Consider the following 15787-nt stretch of genomic DNA (forward strand, 5'->3'; position numbering starts at 1 on the left):
AGGAGGACACGTGGAACAAGTCGCCCAGCAGATCGTCAACGGTCTGACCATCGGGTCCCTGTACGCACTCATCGCCGTCGGCTACACCGTCGTCTACGGCATCATCCAGCTCATCAACTTCGCCCACGGCGAGATCTTCATGATCGGCGCCTTCGGTGCGCTCTCCACCTCGCTCATCCTCTTCCCCGGGCAGACCGCCCTGTGGACCCTGCCGCTCATCCTCCTCGGCGCCATCGCCGCATCGGTGACCGTGGCGGTCGTCATGGAACGCGTGGCCTACCGGCCCCTGCGCAATGCACCTCGACTGGCCCCCCTCATCACGGCCATCGGCATCTCGGTCTTCCTGCAGGAGCTCGTCCGCGTCGGCTACAACGACCCGACGCTCTTCATCTCCGACGCCAACCCCTTCGACTTCCCCTCTGCCAAGCAGAAGGTCGTCTTCCCGCAGGTCGAGGGCATCTCCGGCGAGGCCTTCACCTTCGGTGACGTCACCCTGCAGCGCCCGGCGCTCTTCACCATCGCCTGCCTGGCGATCTGCGCCGTCGGCCTCTGGTACTACATCAACCGCACCCGCACCGGGCGCGCGATGCAGGCCGTCTCGCAGGACCCCGACACCGCGCGCCTCATGGGCATCAACGTCGACCGCATGATCGTCACCGCCTTCGCGGTCGGTGCCGCGCTGGCCGCCATCGCCGGCGTCGCCTACGGCCTGCAGACGACGAACATCAACTTCAAGATGGGCTTCATCTACGGCCTCAAGGCCTTCACCGCCGCCGTCCTCGGCGGCATCGGCAACATCCAGGGCGCCGTCGTCGGCGGGCTCGTCCTCGGTGTGCTCGAGGCCATCGCCATCCAGTACCTGCCCGGCGGCTCGCCGTGGAAGGACATCTGGGCCTTCTCGATCCTCATCCTCGTCCTCGTCTTCCGACCGCAGGGCATCATGGGCGCAAAGGTGGTGGACCGCGCATGAAGACGCTGTCCCGCAATCCCCGACTCGGCGGCCTCCTCGCCCTCGTCGGATCCGTCCTCCTCGTCGTCTCCGGGCTGCTCTCGTGGAGCTACGAGCCCATCCTCGGTGACATCTCGGTCCGCTTCTGGCCGGTCACCCTGCAGGTCTACGCCATGGTCATCGGCGTCGTCGCGCTCGTGCTCGCACTCGTCGCGTCCGGCCCCCTTCGTCGCTGGCAGGAGTACGTCGACCCGGCACGCGGTCTGCGGACCATCGGTGCCACGGCGCTGATCTTCACGATCGCCTCGCTCGTGGCGATCACCACGGAGACCGGCGGCCTCATCAATGCCAACGAAGGCGTGTGGATCGCGCTCGTCGGCGCGATCCTCGTCACGGCGGGCGGCTACCTCCTCGCCGAGATCAAGGTGCTCGACCCGACGTCGGTCGTCCTGCCCGCCTGGGTCGAGATCATCGTCATCGCCCTCCTGCTGGGTGCGGCGCTCTACACCGCGCAGTACGCCCTCAAGCAGAGCGAGCCATGGGTCCTCGTGCTCCTCGTCGCGATGCTCATCGGCGTGACGCTGACGCTCACGCGGTCCAACCTGGCCGCGTGGCTCGGCGGTGTGACGATGCGTCACCGGCGGGTCTTCACGCTCGCGACCTTCGTCGTGGCGCTGGCCTTCCCCTTCACCCAGGGCGGGTCCGAGGCCAACCTGACGATCGCCGGCAACGTGCTGATCTTCGCGGCCACGGCTCTGGGGCTCAACATCGTCGTGGGCCTCGCCGGACTGCTCGACCTCGGGTACATCGCCTTCCTCGGCGCCGGGGCGTACGTCGGCGCCTCGATGTCGATGTCCGCCTTCGCGACGATCGGGTGGAAGCCGCCCTTCCTCGTCGTCATGGTCATCGGCGCGATCGTCTCGAGCATCCTCGGCCTGATCATCGGTTCGCCGACGCTGCGGGTCTCGGGTGACTACCTCGCCATCGTGACCCTCGCCTTCGGCGAGATCTTCCGCCTGGCGATGTTCAACCTCGACGGCACGTCGGGCCCGATGATCACCCGGGGCTCCAACGGCATCAACGCCATCCCGGACCTGAACTTCTTCGGGTTCAACTTCGGGGAGACGCACAACATCCTCGGCATCGACATCCCGAGGGCGGGCAACTACTACTTCGTGCTCATTGCCCTCATCGTCTTCGTCATCGTCGTCTTCTCCCATCTCAACAACTCCCGCATCGGGCGTGGCTGGGTGGCGATCCGTGAGGACGAGCGCGCTGCCGAGGCCATGGGCGTCAACGTCTTCGGTCTCAAGCTGCTCGCCTTCGCCGGTGGCGCCTCGCTCGCCGGCATGGCGGGCACGGTCAAGGCACACATGGACCAGGCGGTCTCCCCCGACAGCTACATCTTCCTCGAGTCGGCCTTCCTGCTGGCTGCGGTCGTCCTCGGCGGCATGGGCACGGTCGGTGGCGTCCTCATCGGTGCCGCGCTGCTGAAGTTCCTCCCGGAAAAGCTGCGCTTCCTCGACGACTACCGACTGCTGATGTTCGGGCTCGTGCTCGTCGTCATGATGCGCGTGCGTCCCGAAGGCCTCGTGGCGAGCAAGCGTCGTCAGCTGGAGTTCCACGACGACGACGAGGACCTGGCCGAGACAGTGGTCATCGACGAGCTGGAGGCAGCCAAGTGAGCACCGCAACCGTCACCCCGCCCGAGCACGGGACGAAGGGGGGGCGCCGGGGTCATCCTCGACGCCCGCAACGTCACGATGCGTTTCGGCGGCCTCGTCGCCGTCAACGACGTGTCGATGGAGGTGCGCGAAGGAGAGATCGTCGGCCTCATCGGCCCCAACGGCGCCGGCAAGACGACCTTCTTCAACTGCCTCACCGGGATGTACAAGCCGACCGAGGGGCAGGTCTCCCTCTTCGGCACGCAGATCCCCCCGAAGCCGCGCGCCGTCGTCCGGGCCGGCATGGCCCGCACCTTCCAGAACATCCGTCTCTTCGGCAACATGACGGCTCTGGAAAACGTCATGGTCGGTCGCTTCTGCCGCACCTCCTCCGGCGCCTTCACCTCGATCATCCGGGGCCCGAAGTTTCGTCGGGAGGAGCGGGAGACGACCGACAAGGCGCACGAGCTGCTCAAGTACGTCGGCCTCGGCTCGAGCGCGCACCTGCTCGCCCGCAACATGCCCTACGGCGACCAGCGACGTCTCGAGATCGCCCGAGCGCTCGCGACCGACCCCAAGGTGCTGCTGCTCGACGAGCCGACTGCCGGGATGAACCCTCGGGAGACCGAGCAGGCCATGGAGCTGATCTTCAAGATCCGCGACTCCGGCCTGGCCGTCGTCGTCATCGAGCACGACATGCGCTTCATCTTCAACCTCTGCGACCGCGTGCTGTGTCTCGTCCGGGGTGAGGTGCTCGTCCAGGGCACCCCGGGAGAAGTGCAGTCCGATCCTCGGGTCATCGAGGCGTACATCGGAGGCGCCGACGACGAGGACGAAGAGGTCGCCCCGCTCGAGGTCTCCACGACCTTCAGCGCGGTCGAGGACGAGGAGGACGACCGATGAGCGCCATGCTCGAGGTCAAGGACCTGGAGGTCTCCTACGGCAAGATCATCGCCGTCAAGGGCATCTCCTTCACCGTCGACGAAGGTGAGGTGGTCACCCTCATCGGCACCAACGGCGCCGGCAAGACGACGACGCTGCGCACCATCTCGGGCCTGCTGCGCCCGAGTGGTGGCGAGATCCTCTTTCGCGGGGAGCGGATCGACGCCACGCCGGCGCACCAGATCGTCAGCCTCGGTCTGGCCCACTCCCCCGAGGGGCGGCGGATCTTCCCGCGGATGACCGTGGAGGAAAACCTCCTCCTCGGCGCCTTCGGGCGCAGGGACAAGGAGATCACCAAGGACCTGCACGCGGCGTACGAGCTCTTCCCGATCCTCGGGGAGCGCTCCACGCAGCCGGCCGGCACCTTCTCGGGAGGTGAGCAGCAGATGCTCGCCATGGGACGGGCCATGCTCTCGCGGCCCAAGCTGCTCATGCTCGACGAGCCCTCCATGGGCCTGTCGCCGATCATGATGAAGCGGATCATGGCCACGGTGAAGACCCTGCAGGAGCAGGGCACCACGATCCTGCTCGTCGAGCAAAATGCCCGGGCTGCGCTCAAGCTCGCCACGAAGGGCTACGTGCTCGAGGTCGGCAAGATCGTCACCCAGGGCACGGGTCAGGAGCTCCTCCACTCCGACGAGGTCCGCAAGGCGTATCTCGGCGAGGACTGATCTCGTCCTCCTCGTCGCTCGGGTCACTCACGGCGGGAGCGGCGAGGAGGGGGTCGGGCGCCCGCCGAAGTCCCCTCTTTCTCCCGCAGGCGCGGGGTGACGTGTCGGACTTCGGCTTGATGTGCGCCGAACCCCTCCTCACCTTCCTGCTCCGTCAGCCGGCCTTCTTCGCGCGGCGGGCCGCAGCGGCCGCCTTGCTGGAGACCGTCGCCTTCTTCTTCGGGGCGGCGGTCTTCCTCGTCGCTGACGTCTTCGCCGCCGTCTTCTTCGTCGCAGCGGTCTTCTTGGTGGTGCTCTTCTCCTTGGGGGTGGCCTTCTTCGCCGCGGGGGCGGGCTCGTCCTCGCGGACCAGCTCACCGATGACCGGCGGAGCGCTCTTGGCGAGGATCGGACCGAGGAACTGGCCGGTGAAGGAGCGCGGCACCGCCGCGACCTGCTCGGGGGTCCCGCTGGCGACGACCTGACCGCCGCCGGACCCCCCTTCGGGCCCCATGTCGATGAGGTAGTCCGCGCACTTGATGACGTCGAGGTTGTGCTCGATGACGAGCACCGAGTTGCCCTTGTCGACGAGGCCCTGCAGGACGAGGAGGAGCTTGCGGATGTCCTCGAAGTGCAGACCGGTCGTCGGCTCGTCGAGCACGTAGACCGTGCGGCCGTTGGAGCGCTTCTGCAGCTCCGCGGCGAGCTTGACACGCTGCGCCTCACCACCGGAGAGCGTGGTCGCGGGCTGTCCCAGCCGGACGTAGCCCAGGCCAACCGCATTGAGGGTCTTCATGTGGCGCGCGATGGCCGGCACCGCGGCGAAGAAGTCCTCGGCCTCCTCGATCGGCATGTCGAGGACCTCGGCGATGTTCTTGCCCTTGAAGTGCACCTCCAACGTCTCGCGGTTGTACCGCGCCCCGTGGCACACCTCACAGGGGACGTAGACGTCGGGCAGGAAGTTCATCTCGATCTTCAGCGTGCCGTCACCGGAGCAGGCATCGCACCGTCCCCCCTTGACGTTGAAGGAGAACCGACCGGGCTGGTAGCCACGGACCTTGGCCTCGCTCGTCTGCGCGAAGAGCTTGCGCACGTGGTCGAAGACCCCGGTGTACGTCGCCGGGTTGGACCGCGGGGTACGACCGATCGGGCTCTGGTCGACGTGGACAACCTTGTCGAGGTGCTCGAGACCGGTCACCGTCTTGTGCCGGCCGGGGACGCGGCGCGCGCCGTTGAGCTTGTTGGCCAGGACGTTGTAGAGGATGTCGTTGACCAGCGTGGACTTGCCCGACCCGGAGACCCCGGTCACGGCGACGAAGTTGCCGAGGGGGAAGGTGACGTCCACCCCGGTGAGGTTGTGCTCGCGCGCACCCCGGACGACGAGCTCACGGCCCGGCTCCTGCGGTCGCCGCACCTGCGGGACCGGGATCTCCAGGTCCCCCGACAGGTACCGGCCGGTGACCGATCGCTCGCTCGTCAGCAGGTCGGCCAGCGGGCCCGAGTGCACGACGTGACCACCATGCTCGCCCGCACCCGGACCGATGTCGACGACCCAGTCGGACGCGGCGATGGTGTCCTCGTCGTGCTCGACGACGATGAGCGTGTTGCCCAGGTCGCGCAGCCGGGTCAGGGTCTCGATGAGTCGGCGGTTGTCGCGCTGGTGCAGACCGATGCTCGGCTCGTCGAGCACGTACAGGACACCGACCAGCCCCGACCCGATCTGGGTCGCCAGACGGATGCGCTGGGCCTCGCCACCGGAGAGCGTGCCGGCGGCACGGGAGAGCGAGAGGTACTCCAGACCCACGTCGAGCAGGAAGCCGAGTCGAGCGTTGATCTCCTTGATCACCTGCTCGGCGATCTGCACCTCGCGCTCGCTGAAGTCGACGGTCTCGAGGAAGCCCGCGGCCTCACGGATCGACAGGGCTGAGACATCGGCGATGCTGCGGCCTCCGACGAGCACGGCGAGGGACTCGGGCTTCAGCCGCGTCCCGGAGCACGCGGGACACGGGATCTCCCGCATGTAGCCCTCGTACTTCTCCCGGCTCCAGTCCGACTCGGTCTCCGCGTGGCGCCGCTTGATGAAGGGGATGACCCCTTCGAAGCCCGTGCTGTAGGAGCGCTCGCGCCCGAAGCGGTTGCGGTACTTGACGTGCACCTTGTGGTTGCGGCCCTCGAGCAGAGCCTCACGGGCCCGGCTCGGCAGGGCCCGCCACGGGGTGTCCATGTCGAAGCCGAGGTCGTCGCCGAGCGCCGCCATCGTCCGCTGGAAGTACTGGGCCGACTGGGTCCCCTGCGCCCACGGGGCGATGGCCCCCTCCGCGAGGGTCAGGTCGTCGTCCGGCACGACGAGCTCGGCATCGACCTCGAGCTCGGTGCCCAGGCCAGTGCAGGTGGGGCAGGCGCCGAAGGGAGAGTTGAAGGAAAAGGAACGCGGCTCGATCTCGTCGATGCCCAGCGGGTGGTCGTTGGGGCAGGCCATCGTCTCGGAGTACCGGCGCTGCCGCTGCGGGTCGTCCTCGTCGAGGTCGACGAAGTCGACGACGAGCACGCCCCCGGCCAGCCCGAGGGCGGTCTCGACGGAGTCGGTGACCCGCTGCTTCGCCGCGCGGTCCTCCGGCCCCTTGGACACGAGGCGGTCGACGACCACGTCGATCGTGTGCTTGACCTGCTTTTCGAGAGTCGGCGGCTGCGCGAGCGAGACGACCTCGCCGTCGACCATGGCGCGGCTGTACCCCTTCGCCCGCAGCTCGGCGAAGAGGTCGACGAACTCGCCCTTACGGGCCCGCACCACCGGCGCGAGGACCTGGAAGCGTGTCCGGTCGGGCAGCTCGAGGAGCCGGTCGACGATCTGCTGCGGACTTTGCCGGGTGATCGGCTCGCCGCACACGGGGCAGTGCGGCCGCCCCACCCGGGCGTAGAGGAGGCGCAGGTAGTCGTGGACCTCGGTGATCGTGCCGACCGTCGAGCGCGGGTTGCGGTTCGTCGACTTCTGGTCGATGGAGACCGCCGGCGACAGACCCTCGATGAAGTCGACGTCGGGCTTGTCCATCTGACCGAGGAACTGCCGGGCGTAGGCGGACAAGGACTCCACGTAGCGCCGCTGGCCCTCGGCGAAGATCGTGTCGAAGGCGAGCGAGGACTTGCCCGATCCCGAGAGGCCGGTGAAGACCACGAGCGAGTCCCGGGGGATGTCGACATGGATGTTCTTGAGGTTGTGCTCGCGGGCTCCCTGGACGACGATCCGGTCGTGCATGCGGGAGCCGGCAGCCTTGGCAACAGTCACGCCCACCACCTTAGGCGGCGCCACCGACAACCCTCCCCCTTCCTGCTGCGGAGGACCCCAGGGCCTAACCTGTCGGGGTGAGCACCCCGATCGACGACTACGCCGCCATCGGCGACACCGAGACCGCCGCGCTGGTGTCCAGGGACGGGTCCGTCGACTGGCTGTGCCTGCCCCGCTTCGACTCGTCGTCGTGCTTCACCGCCCTGCTCGGCACCCCCGAGCACGGTCGGTGGCTCATCGGACCCGTTGGCGAGGCGACGACGACCCGCGCCTACCGCGGCGACTCATTCGTCCTCGAGACGATCCACCGCACCGCCACCGGCGCCGTCAAGGTCATCGACCTCATGCCGCTCGGCGACGGCCGCGCCGATCTCGTGCGGGTCGTCGAGGGCATCGAGGGCGAGGTGGAGATGCAGCACGAGTGGATCGTCCGCTTCGGGTACGGCCGCATTCGCCCGTGGGTCGCCCACTCCCCCGGCCACGAGCAGGACCACGAGGTCATCACCGCCATCGCCGGCAACGACATGCTCGTCCTGCGGGGCTCCCGCCTGCCCGTGTCCGACGGCGACCACCACCGTGACCGGTGGACCGTCCGGGCCGGCGAGCACTACAACTTCTCGACGACCTGGTTCGCCTCGTACAAGCCCATCCCGCCGCCACTCGACATCAGCTCCCGCATCGAGGCGACCTACCAGCGTTCGTCCGAGTGGGCCTCACGCTGCACCTACGAGGGGCCCTACCGCGCCGAGGTCGTGCGCTCGCTGCTCACCCTCCGCCTGCTCACCGACACGCGGCGCGGCGGCATCGTCGCGGCCGCGACGACGAGCCTGCCCGAGGACTTCGGCGGGGTGCGCAACTGGGACTACCGGTACTGCTGGCTGCGTGATGCCTCGCTCACCCTCGAGTCCCTGCTCAAGTCCGGCTACGTCGGCGCGACGAAGCTCTGGCGCGACTGGCTCGTCCGGGCCGTCGCCGGCGACCCCGAGGACATGCAGATCATGTATGCCGTCGACGGCGGCCGGGAGCTGCCCGAGCGGGAGCTCGACCACCTGCCCGGCTACGCCGACAGCCGGCCCGTCCGCATCGGCAACGGAGCGGTCGACCAGAAGCAGACCGACGTCCTCGGCGAGGTGATGATCGCCCTCGAGGACGCCCGCGCCCAGGGGCTGCGGGAGTCGCCGCAGTCGTGGGCCGTACAGCGCGCGCTCGTCAACAACCTCGCCGAGCACTGGGACCAGGCCGACAACGGTCTGTGGGAGATCCGCGGCCCGCTGCGGCACTTCACCCACTCGCGCGTCATGGTGTGGGCGGCCTTCGACCGCGCCGTCCGAGCCGTCGAGGTGCACGGCTACGAAGGTGAGGTCGAGCTGTGGCGTGACCTGCGCGAGCGGGTCCGTGCCGACGTGCTCGAGCGCGGGTGGAACGAGGCGAAGCAGACCTTCACCCAGCACTACGACACCGACGAGGTCGACGCCTCGCTGCTGCTCATCCCCATGGTCGGCTTCCTGCCGCCGGACGACCCCCGGGTGCACGGCACCGTGGCCGCCGTCGAGCGCGACCTCATGCGTGACGGCTTCCTCCTGCGCTATCGCACCGAGTCGGGCGTCGACGGGCTCGCCGGTGACGAGCACCCCTTCCTCGCCTGCTCGTGGTGGCTCGTCAGCGCGTACGCCCTGACCGGCCAGCTCGACGAGGGCCACGAGCTGATGCAGCGGCTGTGCGGTCTGCTCAACGACGTCGGCCTCGTCGCCGAGGAGTACGACGTCGAGGGTGACCGGCAGGCCGGCAACTTCCCGCAGGCCTTCAGCCACCTGGCGCTCATCGGTGCCGCCTACGCCCTGCGCGACGCCGAAGCCCGGACCACCACCACTGGAGGAGTGACCGCATGACCACCCCGACCGACGCCTACGACCCCGAGGTCGCCCCCGGCGGCCCGTGGGCCACCCGCGAGCTGACGCACCTGACGATCCGCAAGATGGCGGTGTCGGAGATGCACAACAACGTCTACCTGCTCACGTCTCGAGCCAGCGGCGCCCAGCTGCTCATCGACGCCGCCGACGAAGGTGACCGCATCCGTGACCTCGTCGCCGCCGGCGGGTCCGGGCTCGCCCAGATCGTCACCACGCACCAGCACTGGGACCACGTGCGGGCGCTCGAGGAGACGGCCGCGGCCTTCTCCTCGACGACCCAGGCGGGCGAGGACGACGCCGACGCGTTGCCCCTGGCACCCGACGTGCGGCTCCAGCACGGCGACACCGTGACCTTCGGCGAGATCACGCTCGACGTCATCCACCTGCGGGGCCACACCCCGGGCTCGGTGGCCCTGGCCTACGACGACCCGGAGGGTCACGTCCACCTCTTCACCGGCGACAGCCTCTTCCCGGGGGGCGTGGGCAACACCAAGAACCCCGGGCAGAGCTTCGAGTCGCTGTACGCGGACGTCACCGAGCGCGTCTTCGACGTCTACGACGACGCCACGTGGGTCTACCCGGGGCACGGGTCCGACACCACCCTCGGCGCCGAGCGCCCCCCACCTCGCGGAGTGGCGCGAGCGGGGCTGGTGACGCACTGACCCCTGCCGAATTTCCCTAGGCAAATACGGCAGGGGGTGCGCATTTCCCTAGGGAAATGCGCCAGGGGGTGCGCATTTCCCTAGGGAAATGCGCACGGTCCCGCGGGTCAGTGGGTGGTCGCGACCTTCGCGCTGAAGCCGATCATCGCCGCGCCCATGCCCCCTTCGATCCCGCGACGGACCCGCGGCGCGGAGAGCACCGCCCGAGCGCGGTCGGCAAGGACCACGAGGCCGGTGAGCCACAGGCCACCGAGGGCAACGAGGCTCAGGGCGTACAGCGCGAGCACCGGGACGCCGGCGCCGTCACCGACGAACTGGGGCAGCACGGCAAGGTTGAAGGCCAGCACCTTGGGGTTGGTGATGTTGCACAGGAACCCCTGCGCGAAGACCTTGCCGTGGCCATCGCGCCGCCCGACCGGCACGGACTCGTCGGCATCGGGCGCGAAGTCGCCGCGCCACGCGGTCCACAGCGCGTGGGCCCCCAGCCACAGCAGGTAGGCGGCGCCCACCCACTTGACCGTGAGGAAGAGTGGCTCGCTCGCGACGATGATCGCGCCCAGGCCACCGGCCGCGAGCAGGCCCTGCACGGCCCCGGCGGCGCTCACCCCGGCCATCGTCACGAGCCCGGCTCCACGGCCGCGCACGAGAGCCGCCCGCAGGGTCAGTGCGGAGTCCGGTCCGGGCGCGATGGTGATCACGAGGACCAGCGCGAGGAAGGAGAGGTAGGTCGCCACGGAGCAAGGCTAGATTGCCCCCGTGAGTCGTGTCGATGCCGTCCCAGCGCCGGTCCTCGTGCTGGCCGGGGTCGTCTCGGTCCAGTTCGGCGGAGCGCTCGCCGCCACCCTCGTCCCCCAGATCGGTGCCGCCGGCTCCGTCGTGCTGCGCCTGGGCATCGCCACGGTCCTCCTCCTGGCCATCGCCCGGCCACGATGGCGCGGGCACAGCCGTCGGGACTGGCTCACCGTCGGCGCCTTCGGCGTCGCCCTGGGGCTGATGAACTTCGCCTTCTACGGCTCCCTCGGCCACCTGCCCATCGGGGTCGCCGTCACGATCGAGTTCGTCGGGCCGCTGACCCTGGCCGCCGTCCTCTCCCGTCGACCACGCGACCTCGCCGCCGTCGGTGCGGCCGCCGTCGGGGTGGTCCTCATCTCCCGGGCGCTGAGCATCCCGCTCGACGAGCTGCAGGGCACCGGCATCCTGCTCGCCCTCGCGGCGGGCGCCTGCTGGGCCGCCTACATCATCTTCTCCGGTCGCACCGGTGCGGCCTTCCCTGCTCTCGACGGCCTGGCCCTGGCCATGGTCGTCGCCACCGTCGTCGTCCTCCCCTTCGGCCTGCTCGACGTGGCGCGGCACGGCACCACCGGCTGGGACGGGGAGGTCCTGCTCAAGGGACTGGGCATCGCCGTCATGAGCTCGGTCCTGCCCTACTCGCTCGAGCTCCTCGCCCTGCGGCGGATGAGTCCCTCCGTCTTCGGGATCATGCTCAGCCTCGAGCCGGCCGTCGCCGCGCTCGCCGGTCTCGTCGTCCTCGGCCAGTGGCTCGAGCCCGTCCAGCTGCTGGGGATGGCTCTCGTGGTGCTCGCCAGCGTCCTCGTCCTGGGTGTCGGCGCCCGCCGGCCCCGCCCCGATCTGCCAGCCTGAGCCCCACCCAGCACGACGAAGGGGGTGCCCACCGCACGGTGGGCACCCCCCTGTCGAGGTGGGCTGGGCGGCTCAGTGGTCCGAGCTGATGCCCTGCTTGGCGTCCTTGTTGGACTTCCACAGGCTGGCCACGGTCGTGACACCGAGGATGACGACGATGGCACCGAGGGAAAACAGCGTCGAGATCTCCGGGACGCTCACGTGCTCGCCACCGTTGATGAAGGGCAGCGTGTTTTCGTGGAGCGCGTGGAGGATGAGCTTGACGCCGATGAAGGCGAGGAGGACCGACAGACCCAGGCTCATGTAGACGAGCTTCTTCAGCAGACCACCGATGAGGAAGTACAGCTGGCGCAGACCCATGAGGGCGAAGAGGTTGGCCGTCAGGACGATGTACGGCTCCTTGGTCAGGCCGTAGATCGCCGGGATGGAGTCGAGCGCGAAGAGCAGGTCCGTCATGCCGAGGGCGACGACGACGATGAAGATCGGCGTGGCGACGCGCTTGCCGTTCTCCTTCGTGAAGAGGCGCGAGGACCACTCCTCCGTGCTCGGCACGGTGCGCTGGAACCACTTGATGATGGCATTGGGCTCCCAGTCCTCTTCCTCGTCGTGCTTCTCGGTCGCGAGGTTGATCGCGGTGTAGATGAGGAAGGCACCGAAGATGTAGAAGACCCAGGCGAACTGGTTGATCGCGGCCGCGCCGACGAAGATGAAGATCGTCCGCAGGACGATGGCGATGATGATGCCCCACAGCAGTGCGGTCTGCTGGAAGCGCCCGGGCACGCCGAACTTCGACATGATGATGATGAAGATGAAGAGGTTGTCGATCGAGAGCGAGTACTCGGTCAGCCAGCCGGCGAAGAACTCGGTGCCACGGTCACCCCCTTCGAGGAACCACAGGACGATGCCGAAGATGACCGCGGCCGTCACGTAGATGCCGAGGATGACCGAGACCTCCTTGGTCGACGGCACGTGCGGCCTCCGGGCCACCATGACGACGTCGAAGGTCAGGACCGCTGCGGCGACCGCGAGCGTGAGCAGCCATGCCCAGGTGGGCACGTCCATCGTGCCGCCGCTCATGATCGCGGGTTGGAGGGTGGAGATCGTGGACAAGAGTTACCTTCCGGACAGGGTTGACGCGTCCGGAGGTCTCTCCCACCTATCGATGGCCGCTGCCCCGGGCCGGCAGAGCCGACCGTGTTGACGAGACAGCGCTCGGGGATACTCCCCTCCGCTGCGTCGAGTCTCTCACGTCATGCGCGCCGGCGCGTGGACCGAAGGGGGCCGGCCGGTGCCGCCCGCCCGTCACCGCGTCGCAGCGGTCATCTGTCGCAGTTCCTTCTTGAGGTCGCCGATCTCGTCGCGCAGGCGCGCCGCCAGCTCGAAGTGCAGGTCCGTCGCGGCCTGGTGCATCTGGTCGGTGAGCTCCTGGATGAGCCGGGCGAGGTCGCTCGCGGGCAGGTCGCGCCCACGCTCACTCGTCTCGGTCGCCGCCTTCGACCCGCGCCCCTTGCCCCGCGACTGGGCGCGCCCGGAGCCGAGGAGCTCGTCGGTGTCGGCGTCCTCCCGCTGGAGCATGTCGGTGATGTCGGCGATCTTCTTGCGCAGCGGCTGCGGGTCGATGCCCCGCTCGCGGTTGTAGGCGATCTGCTTCTCGCGCCGCCGCTGGGTCTCGTCGAGCGCCTCCTGCATCGACGGGGTCACCTTGTCGGCGTACATGTGCACCTGACCCGAGACATTGCGCGCGGCGCGCCCGATGGTTTGGATGAGGGAGCGGGCGCTGCGCAGGAAGCCCTCCTTGTCGGCGTCGAGGATGCTGACGAGCGAGACCTCCGGCAGGTCGAGCCCCTCACGCAGCAGGTTGATGCCGACGAGGACGTCGAACTCCCCCAGCCGCAGCTCGCGCAGCAGCTCGACGCGACGCAGGGTGTCGATGTCGGAGTGGAGGTAGCGCACCCGCACCCCCTTGTCGAGGAGGTAGTCGGTGAGGTCCTCGGCCATCTTCTTGGTCAGTGTGGTGACGAGCACCCGCTCGTCGCGGTCGGCGCGCTCGCGGATCTCGTGGAGCAGGTCGTCGATCTGGCCCTTGGTCGGCTTGAGCACGACCTCGGGGTCGACGAGCCCGGTGGGTCGGATGACCTGCTCGACGTAGCCGTCGGACTTGGCCAGCTCGTAGTCGCCGGGGGTCGCCGAGAGGTAGACGGTCTGGCCGATGCGCTCGAGGAACTCCTCCCACTTGAGCGGGCGATTGTCCATGGCGCTCGGCAGGCGGAAGCCGTGGTCGACGAGCGTGCGTTTGCGGGAGGCGTCGCCCTCGTACATCGCGCCGATCTGCGGCACGGTCTGGTGCGACTCGTCGATGACGAGCAGGAAGTCCTCGGGGAAGTAGTCGAGGAGGCAGTTGGGCGCGCTGCCGGGAAGGCGGCCGTCGATGTGCATCGAGTAGTTTTCGATCCCCGCGCAGCTGCCGACCTGGCGCATCATCTCGATGTCGTAGGTCGTGCGCATGCGCAGCCGCTGCGCCTCGAGCATCTTGCCCTGGCGCTCGAGGTCGGCGAGCTGCTCCTCGAGCTCGTGCTCGATGCCGGCGATGGCCCGCTCCATGCGCTCGGGGCCCGCGACGTAGTGGGTCGCGGGGAAGATGTGCATCTGCTGCTCCTCGCGGACGACCTCGCCGGTGAGCGGGTGCAGCGTGTGGATGCGCTCGATCTCGTCGCCGAAGAACTCAATCCGCACCGCGAGCTCCTCGTAGACCGGGATGATCTCGACGGTGTCGCCCCGGACGCGGAAGGTGCCGCGGGTGAAGGCGAGATCGTTGCGCGTGTACTGCATGGTGACGAACTGGCGGAGCAGGTCGTCACGGTCGATCTCGGCGCCGACCTCGAGGGTGACCATGCGGTCGACGTACTCCTGAGGGGTGCCGAGACCGTAGATGCACGAGACCGACGCGACGACGACGACGTCCCGACGGGTGAGCAGGCTGTTGGTCGCGCTGTGCCGCAGACGCTCGACCTCTTCGTTGATCGAGCTGTCCTTCTCGATGTAGGTGTCGGTCTGCGGGACGTAGGCCTCGGGCTGGAAGTAGTCGTAGTAGCTGACGAAGTACTCGACGGCGTTGTTGGGCAGCAGCTCCCGGAACTCGTTGGCCAGCTGGGCCGCGAGCGTCTTGTTGGGCGCCATGACGAGGGTCGGGCGCTGGACCTCTTCGATGAGCCAGGCGGTCGTCGCCGACTTGCCGGTACCCGTCGCACCGAGCAGCACGATGTCCTGCTCATCGGCTCGCACCCGTCGAGCGAGCTCGGCGATGGCGGTCGGTTGGTCACCGGCCGGCTCGTACTCCGAGATGACCTCGAAGGGAGCCACCGTGCGTTGCAGATCGGTCACCGGGCGCATGACGTCAACGGTAAGCCACGCCCCCGACAGTGGTCCCTGAGGAGGCGCGCCAGCGCCGTCTCGAAGGGTGGTCCCTGAGGAGGCGCGCCAGCGCCGTCTCGAAGGGTGGTCCCTGAGGAGGCGCGCCAGCGCCGTCTCGAAGGGTGGTCCCTGAGGAGGCGCGCCAGCGCCGTCTCGAAGGGTGGTCCTGAGGAGGCGCGCCAACGCCGTCTCGAAGGGTGGTCTGTCCGTCAGAAGTCGACGGGGCTCTGTTGCAAAGATTGGCGGCAGTCAGAGGTAGGCTGTCGCTCTGCGCCGATCAGGCGGCTGCTGCGAAATGGTGGTTGAGCATGCCCATGGCCTCCGTCAGCGCCGAGGGCCCAATGCCAAAAGCTCTCTCCACAAGGCGCACCTCGCCCCTGATGCCGGGCTGCAGGCACCAGGGGCGAGCCTGTCCTTTGCGCAGGGCTCGCATGACTTCGAATCCCTTGATCGTGGCATAGGCCGTGGGGATCGATTTGAAACCGCGCACCGGCTTGATCAGTATCTTGAGCTTTCCGTGATCGGCCTCGATCACGTTATTGAGATACTTCACCTGCCGGTGGGCCGTCTCCCGGTCCAGCTTTCCTTCGCGCTTCAATTCGGTGATCGCTGCACCATAGCTCGGCGCTTTGTCGGTATTGAGCGTGGCAGGCTTTTCCCAGTGCTTCAGGCCTC

10 protein-coding genes and 2 pseudogenes are annotated in these 15787 nt (G+C 68.5%); 7 read left to right on the forward strand and 5 right to left on the reverse strand.

Features of this window, described 5'->3' with window-relative positions; all coding sequences use genetic code 11:
* Positions 1 to 10 precede the first annotated feature (10 nt).
* The 4 genes from B277_RS09510 to B277_RS09525 all read left to right on the forward strand — a co-directional run bounded on the left by B277_RS09510 (position 11) and on the right by B277_RS09525 (position 4226).
* Positions 11 to 970, forward strand: a complete 960-nt coding sequence (locus B277_RS09510; protein ID WP_007927646.1) for a branched-chain amino acid ABC transporter permease — start codon at positions 11 to 13, stop codon at positions 968 to 970.
* Positions 967 to 2634 (forward strand): branched-chain amino acid ABC transporter permease, encoded by a 1668-nt coding sequence (locus B277_RS09515; RefSeq protein ID WP_007927647.1) that lies wholly within the window; start codon positions 967 to 969, stop codon positions 2632 to 2634. The genes B277_RS09510 and B277_RS09515 overlap by 4 nt, the downstream gene beginning before the upstream one ends.
* Before the next feature lie 78 nt (positions 2635 to 2712).
* The gene (locus B277_RS09520; RefSeq protein WP_007927648.1) at positions 2713 to 3516 is read left to right on the forward strand and encodes an ABC transporter ATP-binding protein; all 804 of its coding nucleotides are present in this window, start codon (positions 2713 to 2715) and stop codon (positions 3514 to 3516) included.
* A gap of 5 nt (positions 3517 to 3521) precedes the next feature.
* Entirely contained in the window at positions 3522 to 4226 is a 705-nt protein-coding gene (locus tag B277_RS09525) for an ABC transporter ATP-binding protein (RefSeq protein WP_007927649.1), read from the forward strand.
* 154 nt (positions 4227 to 4380) lie between these two features.
* Here the strand turns inward: B277_RS09525 and uvrA are convergent, their stop codons facing one another.
* A complete protein-coding gene (gene uvrA, locus B277_RS09530) occupies positions 4381 to 7458 on the reverse strand; it encodes an excinuclease ABC subunit UvrA (protein ID WP_051987982.1) in 3078 nt (1025 codons plus the stop codon).
* A 107-nt stretch (positions 7459 to 7565) separates the two neighbouring features.
* Between uvrA and B277_RS09535 the strand changes: the two genes are divergently transcribed.
* Positions 7566 to 9377 carry a glycoside hydrolase family 15 protein gene (locus tag B277_RS09535; protein ID WP_007927651.1) on the forward strand — a complete coding sequence of 604 codons (1812 nt, stop codon included), beginning with the start codon at positions 7566 to 7568 and terminating at the stop codon, positions 9375 to 9377.
* Positions 9374 to 10052 (forward strand): annotated as a pseudogene (locus B277_RS09540) (MBL fold metallo-hydrolase). Before B277_RS09535 ends, B277_RS09540 begins: the two are co-directional and overlap by 4 nt.
* 115 nt (positions 10053 to 10167) lie before the next feature.
* Here B277_RS09540 and B277_RS09545 read toward each other — a convergent pair.
* Positions 10168 to 10794, reverse strand: coding sequence for a LysE family translocator (locus B277_RS09545; protein ID WP_007927653.1), 627 nt, complete (start codon positions 10792 to 10794; stop codon positions 10168 to 10170).
* A 22-nt stretch (positions 10795 to 10816) separates the two neighbouring features.
* Here B277_RS09545 and B277_RS09550 point away from each other — a divergent pair, with 22 nt between their 5' ends.
* Positions 10817 to 11701, forward strand: coding sequence for an EamA family transporter (locus B277_RS09550; protein WP_040881274.1), 885 nt, complete (start codon positions 10817 to 10819; stop codon positions 11699 to 11701).
* Positions 11702 to 11773: 72 nt separating this feature from the next.
* On the opposite strand, the gene B277_RS09555 is transcribed toward B277_RS09550, so the two are convergent.
* The 3 genes and pseudogenes from B277_RS09555 to B277_RS09565 form a co-directional block, all read right to left on the reverse strand.
* Positions 11774 to 12763, reverse strand: coding sequence for a TerC family protein (locus tag B277_RS09555; RefSeq protein WP_040881288.1), 990 nt, complete (start codon positions 12761 to 12763; stop codon positions 11774 to 11776).
* 240 nt (positions 12764 to 13003) lie between these two features.
* Positions 13004 to 15091 (reverse strand): excinuclease ABC subunit UvrB, encoded by a 2088-nt coding sequence (gene uvrB / locus B277_RS09560; protein WP_007927658.1) that lies wholly within the window; start codon positions 15089 to 15091, stop codon positions 13004 to 13006.
* A gap of 298 nt (positions 15092 to 15389) precedes the next feature.
* Positions 15390 to 15787 (reverse strand): annotated as a pseudogene (locus tag B277_RS09565) (IS6-like element IS6100 family transposase); the annotation flags it as partial.

This window comes from Janibacter hoylei PVAS-1, assembly GCF_000297495.1.
GTDB lineage: Bacteria > Actinomycetota > Actinomycetes > Actinomycetales > Dermatophilaceae > Janibacter > Janibacter hoylei.

What these genes read in the sequence shown, in the direction of transcription:
- B277_RS09555 (WP_040881288.1), bottom strand. Translation starts at nt 12,763, where the DNA reads ATGGACGTGCCCACCTGGGCATGGCTGCTCACGCTCGCGGTCGCCGCA.
- uvrB (WP_007927658.1), bottom strand. Translation starts at nt 15,091, where the DNA reads ATGCGCCCGGTGACCGATCTGCAACGCACGGTGGCTCCCTTCGAGGTC.
- B277_RS09525 (WP_007927649.1), top strand. Translation starts at nt 3,522, where the DNA reads ATGCTCGAGGTCAAGGACCTGGAGGTCTCCTACGGCAAGATCATCGCC.
- uvrA (WP_051987982.1), bottom strand. Translation starts at nt 7,458, where the DNA reads ATGCACGACCGGATCGTCGTCCAGGGAGCCCGCGAGCACAACCTCAAG.
- B277_RS09515 (WP_007927647.1), top strand. Translation starts at nt 967, where the DNA reads ATGAAGACGCTGTCCCGCAATCCCCGACTCGGCGGCCTCCTCGCCCTC.
- B277_RS09520 (WP_007927648.1), top strand. Translation starts at nt 2,713, where the DNA reads ATGCGTTTCGGCGGCCTCGTCGCCGTCAACGACGTGTCGATGGAGGTG.